Raw genomic sequence first — 16,005 nt, forward strand, 5'->3', positions numbered from 1 at the left:
TGCCGGGGTATAAGGCTGGTGATTTGGGAAAAAAGCGTTAACTTTACCATGGGAGTTGGTTTTTTGGTCAATGTAAAACTATCCCTTAACGGGGATATTTCCAACTCCCATTTTTTACCTACAAAATTTTATTTTGGACGGATGTGATTCTGCAACGGAAGTAGGAACACAACTTCTTCAGCAAAATCTACTAAAAGATGAATTTATTGCAAAATTGAAGTCCTCACTACCATCAATGCAATAGGTAATTTTAAAGCGTTTGCCGGTGCAAACATTCACTTTTTTAGCGAGGGGCTGTTTTGAAGTTGTCATTTTTTTTTAATTTAGCCACAAAGAATATAGGGAGAGAAAGAGTTATAGATTAAATCACTAGGTATCCCTAATTACATTAAGTTAGGGCGTAATGAAATTGATACATTGTGTTGCATAAATGAATAAAAAAGTTACTTATACAATATAATTCGAGTTTTAAGCTACCTTAAGTGAATGTTTTTAGTTATTAACTTTTAAACCTAATACTATGGGACTATTTGACAAATTAAAGAAAGCAACCAGTTTTATTACTGGTAATTCGGCCAAAGTTGAACTTAATGTTGCCAATGGCTATTTAGGAGCCCCCCTTACTGTTAATGTAACTGCAAAGGTTGGGGAAAATCCTCTTGAAGTGAAAAACGTTTACTTAAAAATCCGTTGCACTGAAACGACAAAGGAAGAAGTTGAAACAGACGAAGGCAAGGAAATAAAGGAAGATGAAAGCATCCTTTTTGATGAAAAAATAATTATTGCAGATGGAGGGGTATTTGAAGGGGGTAAAGAGTATTCGTTTACAAAAGAAGTTACATTGCCAGCTGATCAGGAAGCGTCATTAAATGAAACATCCAGGGTGGTAGTATGGCAGTTTTTAGCAGGTCTTGACACCAAGGGTAATGATCCTGATTCTGGTTGGAAACAAGTCATTATAAGTAAACAAACAAACTAATTACCCTTGCTTGGCAGAACTGGTAAATGTGCTTCAGAACTAATAACAGGATCACTTAGCCTCACATTAAACCGCTTAATTAGTTTTTAAATGGTGAACTTGATTTACTAATTAGTGACATACCAATGGGTAAACTAGTTTGAAATTAATATTCTACTTATGTTATTCTGAGGCTATTTATTGTTATTAACCTATTTCTGCTGCAAACTCAAACCTCTTCTCGGCGAAGTCCTCTACTTCGCCGAATTTTTGAAGGGGATTAAACATTATAAAATAATAATCGAGGAACTAACTTTATGAAGATAAACAGCCTAGGTTATAATTAGTCGTTTAATGCAATCAATATCAGACTGCTTGCTGAGATTATTACAATAGTACATCGGTTTTTTTAATTAACAGTAATCATTAATCCTAAACTTAAACATTTTGCTATGGAGAATAATGAATCCTATACAGAAATCACAACTAAAAGTTGGGGTACAAGAATAGCTGATTCCATTAAATCAGTTTTACTGGGCGTTATTCTATTTCTAGCCTCTTTTGTTGTACTTTGGTGGAACGAGGGGCGAGCCGTGAGGACTTCTGAAGGATTAGAGGAAGGACTCTCCCAGGTTATTTCAGTAAATCCTGATGCAATAAATGAGGCTAACGATGGGAAATTGATCCATATATCGGGAATAATAATCACCCAAGATACGCTTAGGGATAATGAATTCAACATTAAAGCCAACGCTCTAAAGCTTAAACGTGAGGTAGAAATGTATCAATGGGTGGAAGAGGAAAAGGAAACTAAGGAGAAGCAGATTGGAGGAAGCGAGAAAACCACTACTACATACGAATACTTAAAAAAATGGGTTGACATAGTTGTTAATTCCGATGATTTTAAGGTTAAAGAAGGTCATAGTAACCCATCAGGTTTTCCCTATTCACCGTACACAATAAGTGCAAGTGAGGCAAAATTAGGTGCTTTTATATTATCGGGCGATTTAATTTCTCAAATAAACGAATTCACCCCATATCCAATAAATAACTTTGATTCCCAAAGTTATAGGAATGCTAGAATGGTTAACGAAGGAAATGGAAACCATGGAAATGGTATTATTCAAAAAATCTACATAGGAAAGGGAGAACCAGCGAATCCAGAAATTGGGGATGTTAAGGTTTCTTTTAAAACAGTGAATTCTGGTAACCGTTATAGTATTATCGCCAAGCAAATAAAAAACACATTTGAGCCCTTTACTACCAAGTCGGGCATTAGTATTCAAATGGTGTCGCCGGGCGTGGTTTCAGCAGAACAAATGTTTAGCTCTGCCCAAAAAGGTAATACAATAACTACCTGGATTTTAAGGCTTATTGGATTTTTAATGATGTTTGGTGGAATATCGCTAATATTTAAACCACTTGTTGTATTGGCTGACGTATTGCCTTTTCTTGGGAACCTATTAAATTTAGGTTTATCTCTTTTTTCAGGAGTTGTTTCCTTTGGGCTTTCCTTAATTACTATAGCAATTGCGTGGATCTTTTATAGACCTGCGTTAGGTATAACTTTACTTGTAATAGCTATAATCACAGCTGCATATTTAATCGTTAAAGGTTCAAAAGGTAAAACAAATAAAAGCTAACACTAATATTCTGTTTAAAACTTTTATTGGAGTTATTAAAAGTTTTACTTCCCCATTTTTCGCACGCGTCGTTTAAGGCGCGTGCGTTTATTTATGTATTGGAAGCAAATAGTAACACAATACCAACTGCAAGTATACCATTTATCGCACCCACAAGCAATTGGGTGAACTAGGTTAAATGTAATTCAAATTAGGACTCACCTTGTATTCTTAACCGTGACCAATTTTTATTCTTTTATCACCATCCCTACTTAAACCTTATCCCCAGCACGGTAATATCGTCCCTTTGGGGTTCGTCGGCCTTGAAGTTTAGGAAATCGTCCAGAATGATGCTTTGCATTTGGGGCATTGGTTTACCCAGTGCCGAAACAATGGATGTGTGTAAGCGGCAGGTGGTATACTTTTTACGCAAAACGTTATTCTGGTCAGTGATACCATCGGTGGCCATTACCAGTATATCGCCTGCATGCATGGAGATACGCCAGTTTGAGAATTCCTGCTCCACGTCTGGCAGCACGCTGCCAATGGATTTGCGGTTACCCTTTAGGGTTTGCATGTTATTATCGCCCTTCAGGCAGTAGTAAAGAGGGCGGTTTGCCCCGGCAAAGGTTACCACATAGGCATTATCGGATTTGCGTTCAATTAGGCACAAAGCCACGTCCATACCATCAAAACTCTCGCTAACATCCTGCCGTAGGGCCTTGTTTACCTCGTCGTTAAGCTCGGTAAGGATAGCGGCAGGGTTATGGTTTTTGCGCTCAACAACAATCTCGCTGAGCAACCGGCTTCCAATTAACGACATGAATGCTCCGGGCACACCATGACCAGTACAATCCACAACGGCTATAAAAAGCTTATCGTTTGGCCTACCCTTGGGGCCAACCTGAGCAACCCAGTAAAAGTCGCCCGATACCAATTCCTTTGGAAGGTAAATAAGAAAGTGCTCAAAATCGTCGGCAAAAACGGTGTTAAGGTCTGGAAGTATAGCCTGCTGTATGGTTTTAGCATACTGAATACTATCGTTGATGTGTCGGTTGCGCTCCTCAAGCTCATCGCGCTGCGAGAGGATTTCTTCCTTTTGGTGCTGGAGAAGTAAGTTCTTTTCGGTTAGTGCTCGCTCCGACTCCTTTAATTCCTTGGTTCGCTCATCGACGAGCTGCTGCAGCTTGATGTTTGAAACCCTCAATATTCGGGTGTTAATCCTAACAATTACAAATATTATCAACCCAGCCAAAGCAAGGTATAGAATGAAAGCGTACCACTTTAGGTAGAAAGGATGGTCAATTGTGAACGGAAAATACTCAACCGGGCTTTCGATATCCTGGAGCGTTTTTGATTTTACCATGAACCGGTAACTGCCGGGTTTAAGGTTAGTGTACTCCTTGAATCTGCTTGTATTCCATGGACTCCAGTCATCATCGTAACCTTCAAGCTTGTACGAATACTGAAGTTGGTGGTTTGGCTGGAAGTAGGGCGAGGAGAAAAAGATAATTAGGTCGTTAACCCTGGCAGGCAGTACAATAGGTTGCTGAACCTGAACAGATTTTGCCCGCACAAAAGGTTGAGTTGCGAGGCTGTCAAAAGAAAACCCTCCGTAAACCGTGCCCTTTTTCTTTGAATATACCTGTCTGATAAATACCCTAGGTATTTGATCGGTGGGAAAGTGCTCGTTGGCATCGAAACGGAACAGTCCGTCGGTCGATGAAATCCACGATACATTATCGGAATCGGTATAAACATCAAAAAAGATGGTCTCCGGTATCAGGTTAAACTGGGCAGGGGAACGCCTGTAGGCTTTATCGGCATGCTTGGTAACCCTTTCCAGTTTACGGTTTGCCTGAAATCTATAGGTTTCAAACCAGATGTCGTTATTCCTATCGCATGCCAGTATTCTTAACCCAATAGTCCCGTTGGCATACTGAGTGCCCAGCATGGTTTCGGGTACAAAGGAGTCGGTTTCCTTATCGTAACTTGAAAGCCCACCCTCGGTGCTTGCCAGCACAAGCCCATCGATATAGTTAACCGCAATATCATCGCATTTGGGTTGAAATGGTAAAGAATAACTTTTATACTTCTCGGCTATCAGCTCATATGGATTTATTACATCCAGGAAACCTATGCCTTTATAGCGCTGAGTAAACCAAACATCTCCGTTTTTATCCTCGGTAACCTTGTAAACTTCAGAGGATGAACTATACAAATATCCCAGAAACGTGAATACGCCCCTGTTCTCCTGCAAAACCCCAACTCCATCGTAAAGGCCAACATAGAGAATGCCCGGGTAAATCTTGGATTTAATAAAGGAGTATGCATTTACTTTAATACTTGTTACTGGGATAGCTCTTTCTCCTTCAATCCTATAAATTCCGTTTGCGGTTCCTGAGAGCAAGTGTTCCTTGCCGCTTTCATCGGTGTAGATGAAAAGCCCCCACGCTAAATCGTTAATGCCGCTTACCCTTTCAAAGTGCGAATTTGTTTTAACGTGGACACCCGTATTGGAAGAGTAGTAAATGGTTCCCTTGAAATTTACAGCCGACTGTATAACCCCGCTTATTCCGTCCTGCTCAGTCCAACTTGTTAGCTGCGAATGAAAAGGCGAGTACGATATACCATTATTTAATGCCATCCAAATATTTTTGGAGTTATCGACATATAAATACCAAGCGGTATTGTCCTGTAGTCCGGTTTCCTTGCTGATGGTTCTTACAATTTTCCCGCTGTGATTGATAATGGCAACACCTCCGGAATAGGTTCCAATAGCCCAAAGTCCCTCGTCAAGCATTATTCCAGAGTAAATCCTGTTGGTGATAAAAAAATTATCGTTTGATGTTTTAAACGGGATGAGCGTTTTAAAATCGGTGGGTAAGGTGCGAGTGGTTAGTGCCTGCTTATTAAGAAGGTAAAATCCGTTTGTTTGCGTTCCAACCAGTAAGTACTGGTAATCGAATGGCAGGATGGTGTAAACCATTTGTGTACCAAGAATTTCGGTTCCGGGTACTTTTACCAGTGAATCGTTATAAAGGTAGGTTAAGCCGTAATCGCGCTGGTTAATAAAAATGAAATTATCCACATAGTATGAGCGATGGAACTGGGTTTTGGGCTCCCAGTAGTTAACGGTTAAATCGCTGTTAATTCTAAATAAAGCCTTAAAAGTTGAAAAGTAAACAGCCTGCCCGGTGTGGTAGATTTGCCTTATAAGACCTGGCTTGGCAAAACGCTCGGGCAACAGCTTAGAAAGGGAATAGTACTTAAGTGAGTTAGCCGAATCGGCGGCAAGGTATCCAACCTCATCCTGACCTCCAACCCAAACCCTGCCAGTGGGGTCGGTGTCTAGGCATCGGGCAAGGGCATTGTTAATTGAAATATGCTTCCATTCGGAGCCATCGTACTCAATTACACCAACATTATTGGCCACGTAAATCATCCCCCTGTTGTCCTGGGTAATTGCCCAGCTCTGCGAATGTCCATTATACTGCCGATGATGGAAGTTGACAAGCGGATAGCGGCCAATTTCCTGTGCAAAAAGGCTAATGCTTGTAATTGCTAATGCAAAAAACGGAAACAATTTTAAATAATGCCTCACAGCCCCTTTGATTTAAAAACACCAGCAAGTTATTAATTTATTGATATTGAAGCAAGCAAAAAAGGGTCTTTTTAGACCCTTCGCATATAAATCAGTTATCATGTTTTACCTGGAGAACTTATAGGAGTACCTGTAAACAACGCGGTACTTGTAGTCGGAGTAGTAGGCATCAACCTCATTGATATTCCCCTGGTTATCCACCTTATAGTTGCGCCGCGAATAGTCCGAAGCACCGTCCTCGTACCATTTTTCCTCAAGCAGGTTGCCGTTTTTATCGTACTTGTATGAGCTGTAAAGTATCTTGCTAGCGCCGGGTTTAGTCATGTAAACCTCAACCATCTGCTTTTTTTCATCGTAAACATAATCGTAGGTGGCACGTAGCTCTCCTCCGTAGTACTCTACCTTAGTTAATAGCATATCGCCATCGCCATAGGTAAAGGTTGTTCGGCCTAACTCCTTACCGGCAGGGGTAAGGTTTTTTTCATCAATTACCCGACCCTGTGAATCAAGAGTCCGCTCAATGATTTTGCTTAATGTTTCGGCAGGCTTATATATTGATATTTTAACCTTGTTGGTTGAATTTTCAAAAACCCATTTCTCCTCCACAGCATTGTTTGCCGAGTATTTAGTAATATCCTTTTGCTTGCCATCGGGCAAATAGGAGTAAGCCACACGGTAGGTTGTTTGGCCATCGTAACCTATTTCGGTAAGCTTATTGCCTTTAGAGTCGTAGGTAAAAGCTTGACGGAATGCCAAGGCAAATCCTTTTTTTGGAAGATCCTGGAACTGTTGGTACTCAATTTTTCGTCCGCTTCCATCGTACTTATATAAATGCCGCGAGGCAACTACTCCATTGGGCTTGTAGTTAACAACTTCCACAATATTTCCATTCTTGTCGTAAGTGGTCTCAACCGATTTATAACCCTTACTATCAACCTTATCGTTCTGTAAACGGTGAGTGTACTGGGTAATGGTTTCTATTCTGTTCTGAGCAATTTTATCCCTGCTCATGAGTTCGGTTATTGTTTGGGCGGTTAAACTCCCAAACAAAATACCCGTAAGAAACAAAAGAATACTTAAAGCTTTCATGTAAAAATGTTTACTTGGTAAACTGTTACGGCAAAGTTAGAATAAATCAAATGATTTTATACAAATTCCATACCTTTTCAGTGTAAGTATGGTGAAAAAATTAAAAATCGTCCTCTTCGGCCGAGATAGGGATAGTAACAGCAAGTATGAAAAAGTGGCGATTATTCTCGTAAGGAACAAAATGGTAATATAGCTTGCGTTTCGATTTGCGTGCAATATCAATTAACCCTAGACCGGCTCCACCCTTCTCATTAAGTTCACCTTCAACCATCTGCTGCATGAACATCTCCTTAAGTTGAGTTGGACTGGCGCTGTTTAACCTATCGAGCCTTTGCTCCAGGATGGGAACCTTATCGTTCCTAACCAGGTTGCCGGTTACAATGTAAAAGCTATCGCGCTCCTTACCCACTACAAACAAACCATTACCAATCTGTTTTTCTTTTTCATCGTAATCGTCGGAGTGTTTGGTGATGTTCTGCAAGCATTCAATCATGATGTGGAAAACCCTTTTGCGGGTTGCGGTGGGGACATTCATTTCAGCAATCTTCCTATTTGCCATAAAGGCAAATGAACGCATGATTTGGTGGTTCATTTCGCCCTTATATATAAGGGGAAAACCACTTGCTGCAATCTCATTTGCCAGGGTCGATTTTATGAAATAAATGACGCTATCCATCCGTAAAAATATCAGTTGAAGATACGTAAATAATTTTTATCCCGCAAAGTTTTAGCTCATGAACTTGTCTCCTTTTTTTACGAAACAATGCAATTTAATGATAAAATGATTTTTTTAGTGCACGAACTATATGAATTTTTAACAATACATACTACCTACCTTATCAAAACTTATGCCTGATTTATATACACCTCGAGCAAGGAGCATTTCCCCTGCGGTCGTAATATGATATCCTTCAGATCGGCAGGCAAGAGAAGCGTTTCGCCTTTAGTTAGCCGCTCGCTGAAGCCCGATGCGTAAACAACACTACATTCACCCTCAACACAAAGGTAAATAACAAAGGAATCGAGCATGTTATAGTCGCGTTGCATTGCGCTTGTAAAGGTAATCCTGTTAACGGTAAAGTACTTACAAGCGGATAGCTCACTTGTATTATTCACCTCATCCACCGGATGAGTTTTGGGGTTCTGAACCCTTGAGAAATCAATTACATCCACAGCCAGCTCGGTGTGGAGTTCGCGGGATTTACCTGAACCATCAACCCTATTCCAATCGAAAATTCTGTAGGTAATATCGGAGGTTTGCTGAATCTCGGCCAGCAGTACCCCTTTTCCAATGGCATGTACCCTACCAGCTGGTATAAAGAAAACGTCGCCAGCAATGGCCTTTTCCTTGTGCAAGTAACGCTCAAGGCTTCCCTCCTTTACAGCCTGAATGTACTCCTCGCGGGTAATATCCTTTTCAAATCCAGTGTATATAAGAGCATCCCTATCGGCATCAATAACATACCACATTTCGGTTTTACCGTAGGCATGATGACGTTCCCGAGCGGTATCATCGTCGGGGTGTACCTGTATTGAAAGGGTTTCGGAAGCATCGATGAACTTAATGAGCAAGGGAAACTCCTCGCCAAACCTCTCGTAAAGGCTTTCGCCCACAAGGTCGCCCATGTAAACCTCAATCAGTTCATTCAAGGTATTACCAGCCAAAAAACCATTCTGCACAACCGACACATCGCCTTCAACTCCCGATACTTCCCAGCTCTCACCATATTTTTCTTCGGGGTTTGGGAATTGCTTACCCATGGAATGGTGCAACCTGGTACCTCCCCAAATACGCTCCTTAAGGATAGGTTTAAACTTTAAAGGGTATAATGAATTGCTCATTGTCAACAGTTTATTTTTGCTGAAAACTATTTAAATAATTAACTTGCATTGCTACTTTTGCAAAGGTAACACTAAAAGTTGATAGGATGCTAATAATTGGTATTGCCGGTGGTACCGGCTCAGGTAAAACTACAGTTGTAAACAAGATTATTGATTTGCTTCCCAAGGGAGAGGTGGTTGTAATCCCTCAGGATTCCTACTACCGCGATAACTCACACTTACCCTTAGAGCAACGTCAGGAAATGAATTTTGACCATCCCGATTCCATTGAGTTTGAACTGCTGGTTCAACATGTTAAGGATCTGAAAGCCGGGAAACCCATTGAACAACCCATTTACTCATACCTAACATGCGCCAGAGCACCTGAAACCATTAAGATTGAACCCCGCCACGTGGTAATTATTGAAGGTATCCTGATTTTTACCTGTGAGGAACTCAGGAAGTTAATGGATATCAAGGTTTTTGTTGATGCCGATGCCGACGATAGGCTATCGCGTGTAATAGCCCGCGATATTGTGGAACGTGGCCGTTCAGTTAACAAGGTACTGGAGCGTTACGAAAAGACTGTAAAGCCCATGCACCTGCAGTTCATTGAGCCTACTAAACGTTATGCCGATATAATTGTACCTCAGGGTGGAAACAATTCGGTTGCCATAAATATTCTTACATCAATAATTGAAAAAACACTCCGTTCACATAATTTGCTGTAGCCATGCTCACCGATGTTAAGCTCGATGAAATTCTTTTCCTGGACATTGAAACGGTTCCTCAATACCCTGAGTATAACCAAATGCCCGAGGAATTTAAAAAGCTTTGGGATAGAAAGGCAAAAACGTTGGCTAAGCCCGATGAAACGCCTGAAGCAATATATGAGCGCGCCGGAATTTATGCCGAGTTTGGAAAAATTATTTGTATTTCCGTAGGCATAATTGTACCCTCTAATGGCAATTACACTTTCAGAGTAAAATCATACTATGGTGACAGTGAGATTGATTTACTCAAGGGCTTTGCCGAAATGGTAAACGGGTTTAGTTCCAAAAAACCTAACCTAAACCTTTGCGCCCACAATGGCAAGGAGTTCGACTTCCCATACATTGCCCGCCGAATGCTGGTTAACGGTATTAAAATACCCGATATCCTTAACGTAGCTGGCAAAAAGCCATGGGAGGTAAAATTCCTCGATACCATGGAGCTATGGAAGTTTGGCGATTTTAAGCATTACACTTCGCTGAACCTGCTATCGTATATATTTGGTATTCCCTCACCTAAGGATGATATAGATGGGAGCGAAGTGGCTAAGTGCTACTACGAACTGAACGATTTGAACCGGATTGTGATTTACTGTGAAAAGGATGTGCTAACAGTAGCGCAGCTTTTCCTGAGGTATAACGGTTTTCCAATTTTTTCGCCCGAAAACGTAAGCCGCTCCGAGGTTTAACCCAAAAAACTCTTTAATGCCGAGATAAACATTTCTGGTTTTTCGGCATGCACCCAATGACCAGCTTCGGGAATGCTAACAACTTGGCAATTAGGGTAAATCTCCTTTAGCCTACCTGCCTGATAGGCAGGTATATAGTTTGAATTCTCGCCAAGGATGAACAGCACATTGGCCCCCAATGCCGATGTTTTTTCAACCTCAACACCCAGTAAAAGGTGTTCAAGGTTATTTTCAAGTGCATTGAGGTTTATTTGCCACTCAAATCCAAGGGTCTTCCTTTTAAGGTTTTTGAGTAGAAAGTTTCTCAACCTCTCGTTGAGATTGTTTTGCTGCAATACCTTATCGGCATCCATACGTGAGACTATTTCTTCAGGCCTCAAAGCCTTAAGGGCTTCAATAATTCGCATGTGCTCAGCATAAGCTGATCGGAACCACTCATCCTCGGGGCTATAGCTCCACGGGGCAACATCAACCACAACCAGTTTTTCCACTTTGAATGGATACTGCGATTGGAAAAGCATTGCCACACGACCACCCATTGAGTGCCCCAACAGGTAGAAACTATCCAGTTTCAACCTATTGGTTAGCTCAAGCAAATCATTTACTAAATGCTGGTAGGTATGATCAGGTGAATGAGGGCTTTGCCCGTGGTTTCGCTGATCGGGGATTATGAGAGAGTAACTACTTTCAAGGTTTTTGGCTATGGAAATCCAGTTGTCGGACAAGCCGTAAAGGCCATGTAGAATTACCAATGGCTTACCCTGTCCAAGTTGCCTGTAAAAGAGTTCCATTTAAAAGCGAAGCTGACGGAGGTACATCTGAATGGTATTTTCCAGCCCGTAGTAGAGGGCATCACAAATAAGTGCATGCCCAATGGACACTTCGAGCAGGTTGGGAATATTTCGGGCAAAGTAGTTCAAGTTATCGAGGTTAAGGTCGTGGCCTGCGTTCAATCCAAGGCCAACTTCCATAGCTGCTTCGGCAGCTTTTACAAATGGCTCAATAGCCTGTGCAGGATTTTCAGGGAAATGCGTAGCGTATGGCTCAGTATATAGCTCAATCCGATTTGTTCCGGTATCGGCAGCATGCTTAACCATCAGGGGATCCGCATTCACAAATATTGAAGTTCTGATACCATGCTCCTGAAAACGAGCAATAACTTTTTTAAGAAAGTCCTTGTTGGCAATAGTATCCCACCCCGTATTGGAGGTAAGGGCATTGGGTGGATCAGGCACTAGGGTAACCTGGTGTGGGGTAACACTAAGAACTAACTCTATGAACGATTCCGAGGGATACCCCTCAATGTTAAACTCGGTGGTAATTACCGGGCGAATATCGCGAACATCCTGATAACGGATATGGCGCTCATCGGGGCGAGGATGAACAGTAATCCCTTCGGCACCAAAACGTTCGCAATCAATGGCTGCTTTCAGCACATTTGGAATATTTCCACCCCGGGCATTGCGTAAGGTGGCAATTTTGTTTATATTTACACTTAAACGTGTCATTGCAATCAAATAAGTTTAACTTTGTACAAAAGTAATCGTTTTTTACAAGAAATATGGTAGCCAAGGACATGATTTCCGATGTCATTCCTCCACTCAAAACCTCCGATACCGGGATAACGGCTTTGAACTGGATGGATATTTTTAAGGTGTCGCACCTACCTATTGTAAACGATAAAGAATTCCTTGGCTTAATATCAGAGAGCGATATCTATGACCTCAACATGCCCGAGGAGCCCCTTGGAAACCATCAGCTTTCGCTTTTGCGACCATATGTAATTGAGGACCAACATGTTTTTGAGGTAATGGAGGTCCTATCGCGCCTAAAGCTATCGTTAGTACCGGTACTCGATAGCTCAAAAAACTACTTGGGTGTAATCACCCTAATGGAACTTCTGCATTACTTTACTGAACTTTCAGCCCTTAGGCATAAGGGAAGCGTTATTGTTCTTGAGATGAACGTTAACGATTTTAGCTTGTCGCAAATTTGTCAGATTGTGGAGGGGAACGATGCAAAAATTCTTGCCGCTTATATTACCTCGCACCCAAACTCCACCCAAATGGAGCTAACGCTCAAGCTTAATGTCACCGATGTTACCTCAATAAAGCAAACCTTTCAGCGTTACAACTATAACGTTCTGGGAGCATACATGAAACAGGATGACGAAAGTGACTTGCTAAACGATAGGCTAAATTATCTATTCAAATTTTTGGACATATAAGCAAATGACCATAGCAGTATACGGGAAAAGAATAGATGCGGAATTTGCCGAGGCAACCCGAAATCTTTTTGCAGCACTCGAAAAATATCGGGTCAATGTTTTGATTTACCTTCCACTACTCGATTACATAAAATCAAACCTATCGTACACACCACATATCGGCGGCACGTTTATAACTACTCAGGATCTAAAGGAAACCGATGTAATGATTAGCCTTGGTGGCGACGGTACCTTTCTTGATTCTATAGCCCTAGTTCAGGATATGGGAATCCCCATTATGGGAATTAACTTAGGCAGGTTGGGCTTCTTGGCAACAACGTCAATCCCTGAAATTGACAATTCCATTGATCTGCTGATGGCCTCAAAGTACTCCATTGAGAAACGAAGCATGCTCCAGCTTGTAAGCGACACTAAACTTTTCGATCCATTCCCATACGCTCTCAACGATATGGTTATCCGTAACTCCGTTGCTGGGCTACTCCATGTTAATACATACATCAACGGCGATTATCTGAGCACATACTGGGCCGACGGGTTAATAATTGCAACACCTACAGGTTCAACAGCATACTCACTCAGTGTTGGAGGCCCAATACTTACCCCAAACCTATCGGCGTTTGTACTTTCGGCAATTGCCCCTCACCATTTAACCGTTCGTCCCCTTGTAATTCCTGACGACAGCCTGATTGAACTTGAAGTGTCAGGGAGAGACGAAGAGCTGATAGTTTCCCTGGATTCAAGAAACATCAGAGTCCCACAACCCGTTAAACTTATGCTTAAAAAAGCTCATTTCAATGCCAATGTCATCTGCTTAAAAGGAACAACCTTTTACAGAACCATTAGGAGCAAATTGCTATGGGGCATGGACAAAAGAAACTGACTGGTGGTTGAAACAAAATTGTATTTAATTCGTTTTAAATAGATAATAGTTAAACATTTACTATATTTGACTGCTGATATATATTTGCCATGCGTAGGGTAATATGTTTGATAGTGGGGTTATTGACAGGTTTGGTTCTGCATGCCCAAACCTGGAAACAAAATCGCATTGAGGTCTATTTAGGTTTGCCAGTTAACCACTATTTTGGAGATATTGGCAACTCCGCTAACACCAATGTTATTACCAGCATTAAGGATGTTAGGATTAGAGCCTTACGCGGTGGTTTTGGCGGGGGTGTTGGTTTTAAGGTTAATCCATTTATATCGGCACAAGCAAGTTTAAATACGGGTTTCCTTGGTAATACTGACGATGGCTCATACTACAGCTCCAGGGATTACAGATTTTCTACCTTTTATTCCGAGCTAACCGTAAAGGGAATTTACTACATTATTTCTGAGAGCCATCAGAATTACTACTATCGCATTATGGACTTCAGGGGCGGTTTGCGCCATATCAATAAACCGTTTAGCGTTTACGTTTTTGCAGGCGCCGGTGGTTTATTCTTCAGTGCAACACCCAATGACAAGTTGCTTTCCAGAACACCGCCACCGGGTTTTACTAAACCCGAGGTTGACGATTCAAAGTATTTTGCCCTGGTAATTCCCGCAGGTGTTGGTGTAAAGTATGAGTTTTATCCCCGTTTCCAGCTAGGGGTTGAACTTGGAGCCCGTTACGTAACCACCGATTATCTCGATGCTTTTTCATCGGTTTACTCTAGTCACAACGACATGTACTATACCATTAACTTTAACGTTTACTACAAAATTCCTTACCAAAAATTACTTAAACGCTCATTTTGGCAATTTTAATGGATAAATTAAAAAATCTATTACTTTCCTTAACCCTTTGCTGCTTAGCCATACTAGCTGGCAAAGCACAGGACCGACGCGATTTTGGGATTCAGGCGGGAACTACCTACTACTACGGTGAGTTTAACGAGGTAATGCCACTCTATAGCCCATCATTTGCAATGGGAGTAATTTTCCGGTATAACATAAATCATAACTACTCCATACGGGCATCGGCAATTTATGCCAATGTTAGCGGCTCATCCTCATCGGCAAATATAATTCCCGATCCCAACATCAGCTTTTCAAAAAATATAATTGGAGCTGAAGCAATGGGCGAATTTAACTTTTACTCCATTAACCCCACCAGCGCCCGCAAGGCAAACCTCTCGCCATATGTAAATGCTGGGGTTGGGCTTGCACAGATGGGCACCTCGTTAATTTTTCACATTCCTTTTGGTGTAGGCTTAAAATTTACCCCTGGTCAAAGGCACACCTTTGCCCTGGAATGGAGGTTTCACAAAACCTTTACCGATAAAATTGACGATTACAGCAGCCCCGACGATGGCCGCAAACCTTTTTTACACAATAACGATTGGTTCTCATTTATTGGATTGATTTATACCTATCGTATTCCAAATAACAGCTATATTTGCCCCGCATATAGATAGAATCATGTCGCTAATTGATAAAATTGACAGGAGCAGAGTCCCTGAGCACGTTGCCATTATTATGGACGGGAATGGTCGATGGGCAAAGCAGCGTGGCAACCAGCGAATTTTTGGACATAAGAACGGTGTAAAAGCGGTTAAGGCTGCCACTGAGGCCGCAGGCGAAATTGGGGTTAAGTATCTTACGCTTTATGCCTTCTCAACCGAAAACTGGAACCGCCCCAAGTCGGAAGTAGATGCCTTGATGAGTCTTTTGGTTGAAACCATCAACTCCGAGACGGATACACTCCTGAAAAATGGAATTCGCGTACTAACCATAGGCGATCAATCCATGCTGCCGCCTGATGTTCAGCGTAAGCTAAACGATGTTATAACCCGTACTGCAAGCTGCAACACCATAACTACCATTCTGGCTCTTAACTATGGCTCGCGCCATGAGATTACTGAAGCCGTAAAAAAAATTGCTGCTCAAACCAAGGATGGAACAATATCGCCCGACCAAATTACCCCCGAAATCATTTCTAAATACCTATATACTGCGAACATTCCTGATCCGGCCCTGCTGATTCGAACAAGCGGTGAGCTGAGGCTCAGCAATTTCCTGCTATGGCAATTGGCCTATACCGAGCTTTACTTTACCCCAGTTCTTTGGCCCGATTTCACCAAAGAGGATTTTTTTGAAGCAATAGTTGATTACCAGAAACGAGAACGTCGGTTTGGAAAAACCAGTGAGCAACTTTAAACGTTCGTAATTTTTAACAGTAGTTATTGGAGATTGGCTATATAAAATCATATTTTTGATGCCGAAGGTTATAATACTTTCGGC

Annotated in this window: 15 protein-coding genes; 9 read left to right on the top strand and 6 right to left on the bottom strand. The window is 41.6% G+C overall.

The features are described from left to right. The first annotated feature begins 520 nt into the window (after positions 1-520). Both WHS63_RS03965 and WHS63_RS03970 read left to right on the top strand, forming a co-directional pair. Positions 521-979, top strand: a complete 459-nt coding sequence (locus tag WHS63_RS03965; protein WP_445203993.1) for a hypothetical protein — start codon at positions 521-523, stop codon at positions 977-979. A gap of 431 nt (positions 980-1,410) precedes the next feature. Next, complete coding sequence (locus WHS63_RS03970; RefSeq protein WP_445203994.1) at positions 1,411-2,601, top strand: TMEM43 family protein; 1,191 nt, start codon at positions 1,411-1,413, stop codon at positions 2,599-2,601. A 247-nt stretch (positions 2,602-2,848) separates the two neighbouring features. On the opposite strand, the gene WHS63_RS03975 is transcribed toward WHS63_RS03970, so the two are convergent. The 4 genes from WHS63_RS03975 to WHS63_RS03990 all read right to left on the bottom strand — a co-directional run bounded on the left by WHS63_RS03975 (position 2,849) and on the right by WHS63_RS03990 (position 9,115). Continuing rightward, the gene (locus WHS63_RS03975) at positions 2,849-6,184 is read right to left on the bottom strand and encodes a SpoIIE family protein phosphatase (protein ID WP_445203995.1); all 3,336 of its coding nucleotides are present in this window, start codon (positions 6,182-6,184) and stop codon (positions 2,849-2,851) included. A gap of 105 nt (positions 6,185-6,289) precedes the next feature. After that, positions 6,290-7,273 (bottom strand): hypothetical protein, encoded by a 984-nt coding sequence (locus WHS63_RS03980; protein ID WP_445203996.1) that lies wholly within the window; start codon positions 7,271-7,273, stop codon positions 6,290-6,292. Between the two features lie 100 nt (positions 7,274-7,373). Next, on the bottom strand, positions 7,374-7,949 hold the full coding sequence (locus WHS63_RS03985) for a SiaB family protein kinase (protein WP_369488668.1): 576 nt from the start codon (positions 7,947-7,949) through the stop codon (positions 7,374-7,376). Between the two features lie 170 nt (positions 7,950-8,119). After that, a complete protein-coding gene (locus WHS63_RS03990) occupies positions 8,120-9,115 on the bottom strand; it encodes a type I phosphomannose isomerase catalytic subunit (RefSeq protein ID WP_445203997.1) in 996 nt (331 codons plus the stop codon). Positions 9,116-9,201: 86 nt separating this feature from the next. Here WHS63_RS03990 and udk point away from each other — a divergent pair, with 86 nt between their 5' ends. Both udk and WHS63_RS04000 read left to right on the top strand, forming a co-directional pair. Further along, the gene (gene udk / locus WHS63_RS03995; RefSeq protein WP_369488672.1) at positions 9,202-9,825 is read left to right on the top strand and encodes a uridine kinase; all 624 of its coding nucleotides are present in this window, start codon (positions 9,202-9,204) and stop codon (positions 9,823-9,825) included. 2 nt (positions 9,826-9,827) lie between these two features. After that, a complete protein-coding gene (locus tag WHS63_RS04000) occupies positions 9,828-10,553 on the top strand; it encodes a 3'-5' exonuclease (RefSeq protein ID WP_445203998.1) in 726 nt (241 codons plus the stop codon). On the opposite strand, the gene WHS63_RS04005 is transcribed toward WHS63_RS04000, so the two are convergent. Next, a complete protein-coding gene (locus tag WHS63_RS04005; protein WP_445203999.1) occupies positions 10,550-11,344 on the bottom strand; it encodes an alpha/beta fold hydrolase in 795 nt (264 codons plus the stop codon). The genes WHS63_RS04000 and WHS63_RS04005 overlap by 4 nt on opposite strands. Continuing rightward, a complete protein-coding gene (locus WHS63_RS04010) occupies positions 11,345-12,061 on the bottom strand; it encodes a pyridoxine 5'-phosphate synthase (protein WP_445199694.1) in 717 nt (238 codons plus the stop codon). Between the two features lie 53 nt (positions 12,062-12,114). Here WHS63_RS04010 and WHS63_RS04015 point away from each other — a divergent pair, with 53 nt between their 5' ends. The 5 genes from WHS63_RS04015 (at position 12,115) to WHS63_RS04035 (ending at position 15,921) form a co-directional block, all read left to right on the top strand. Next, positions 12,115-12,780 carry a CBS domain-containing protein gene (locus tag WHS63_RS04015; protein ID WP_369488680.1) on the top strand — a complete coding sequence of 222 codons (666 nt, stop codon included), beginning with the start codon at positions 12,115-12,117 and terminating at the stop codon, positions 12,778-12,780. Positions 12,781-12,784: 4 nt separating this feature from the next. Then, complete coding sequence (locus tag WHS63_RS04020) at positions 12,785-13,660, top strand: NAD kinase (RefSeq protein WP_369488682.1); 876 nt, start codon at positions 12,785-12,787, stop codon at positions 13,658-13,660. An 89-nt stretch (positions 13,661-13,749) separates the two neighbouring features. Then, positions 13,750-14,529, top strand: coding sequence for a DUF6089 family protein (locus tag WHS63_RS04025; protein WP_445204000.1), 780 nt, complete (start codon positions 13,750-13,752; stop codon positions 14,527-14,529). Then, the gene (locus WHS63_RS04030) at positions 14,529-15,179 is read left to right on the top strand and encodes a DUF6089 family protein (RefSeq protein WP_445204001.1); all 651 of its coding nucleotides are present in this window, start codon (positions 14,529-14,531) and stop codon (positions 15,177-15,179) included. Before WHS63_RS04025 ends, WHS63_RS04030 begins: the two co-directional genes overlap by 1 nt. A gap of 4 nt (positions 15,180-15,183) precedes the next feature. After that, complete coding sequence (locus WHS63_RS04035; protein WP_445204002.1) at positions 15,184-15,921, top strand: isoprenyl transferase; 738 nt, start codon at positions 15,184-15,186, stop codon at positions 15,919-15,921. Positions 15,922-16,005 lie beyond the last annotated feature (84 nt).

Origin of the sequence: Tenuifilum sp., assembly GCF_037481895.1 — a bacterium.
GTDB classification, from domain to species: Bacteria; Bacteroidota; Bacteroidia; order Bacteroidales; family Tenuifilaceae; genus Tenuifilum; species Tenuifilum osseticum.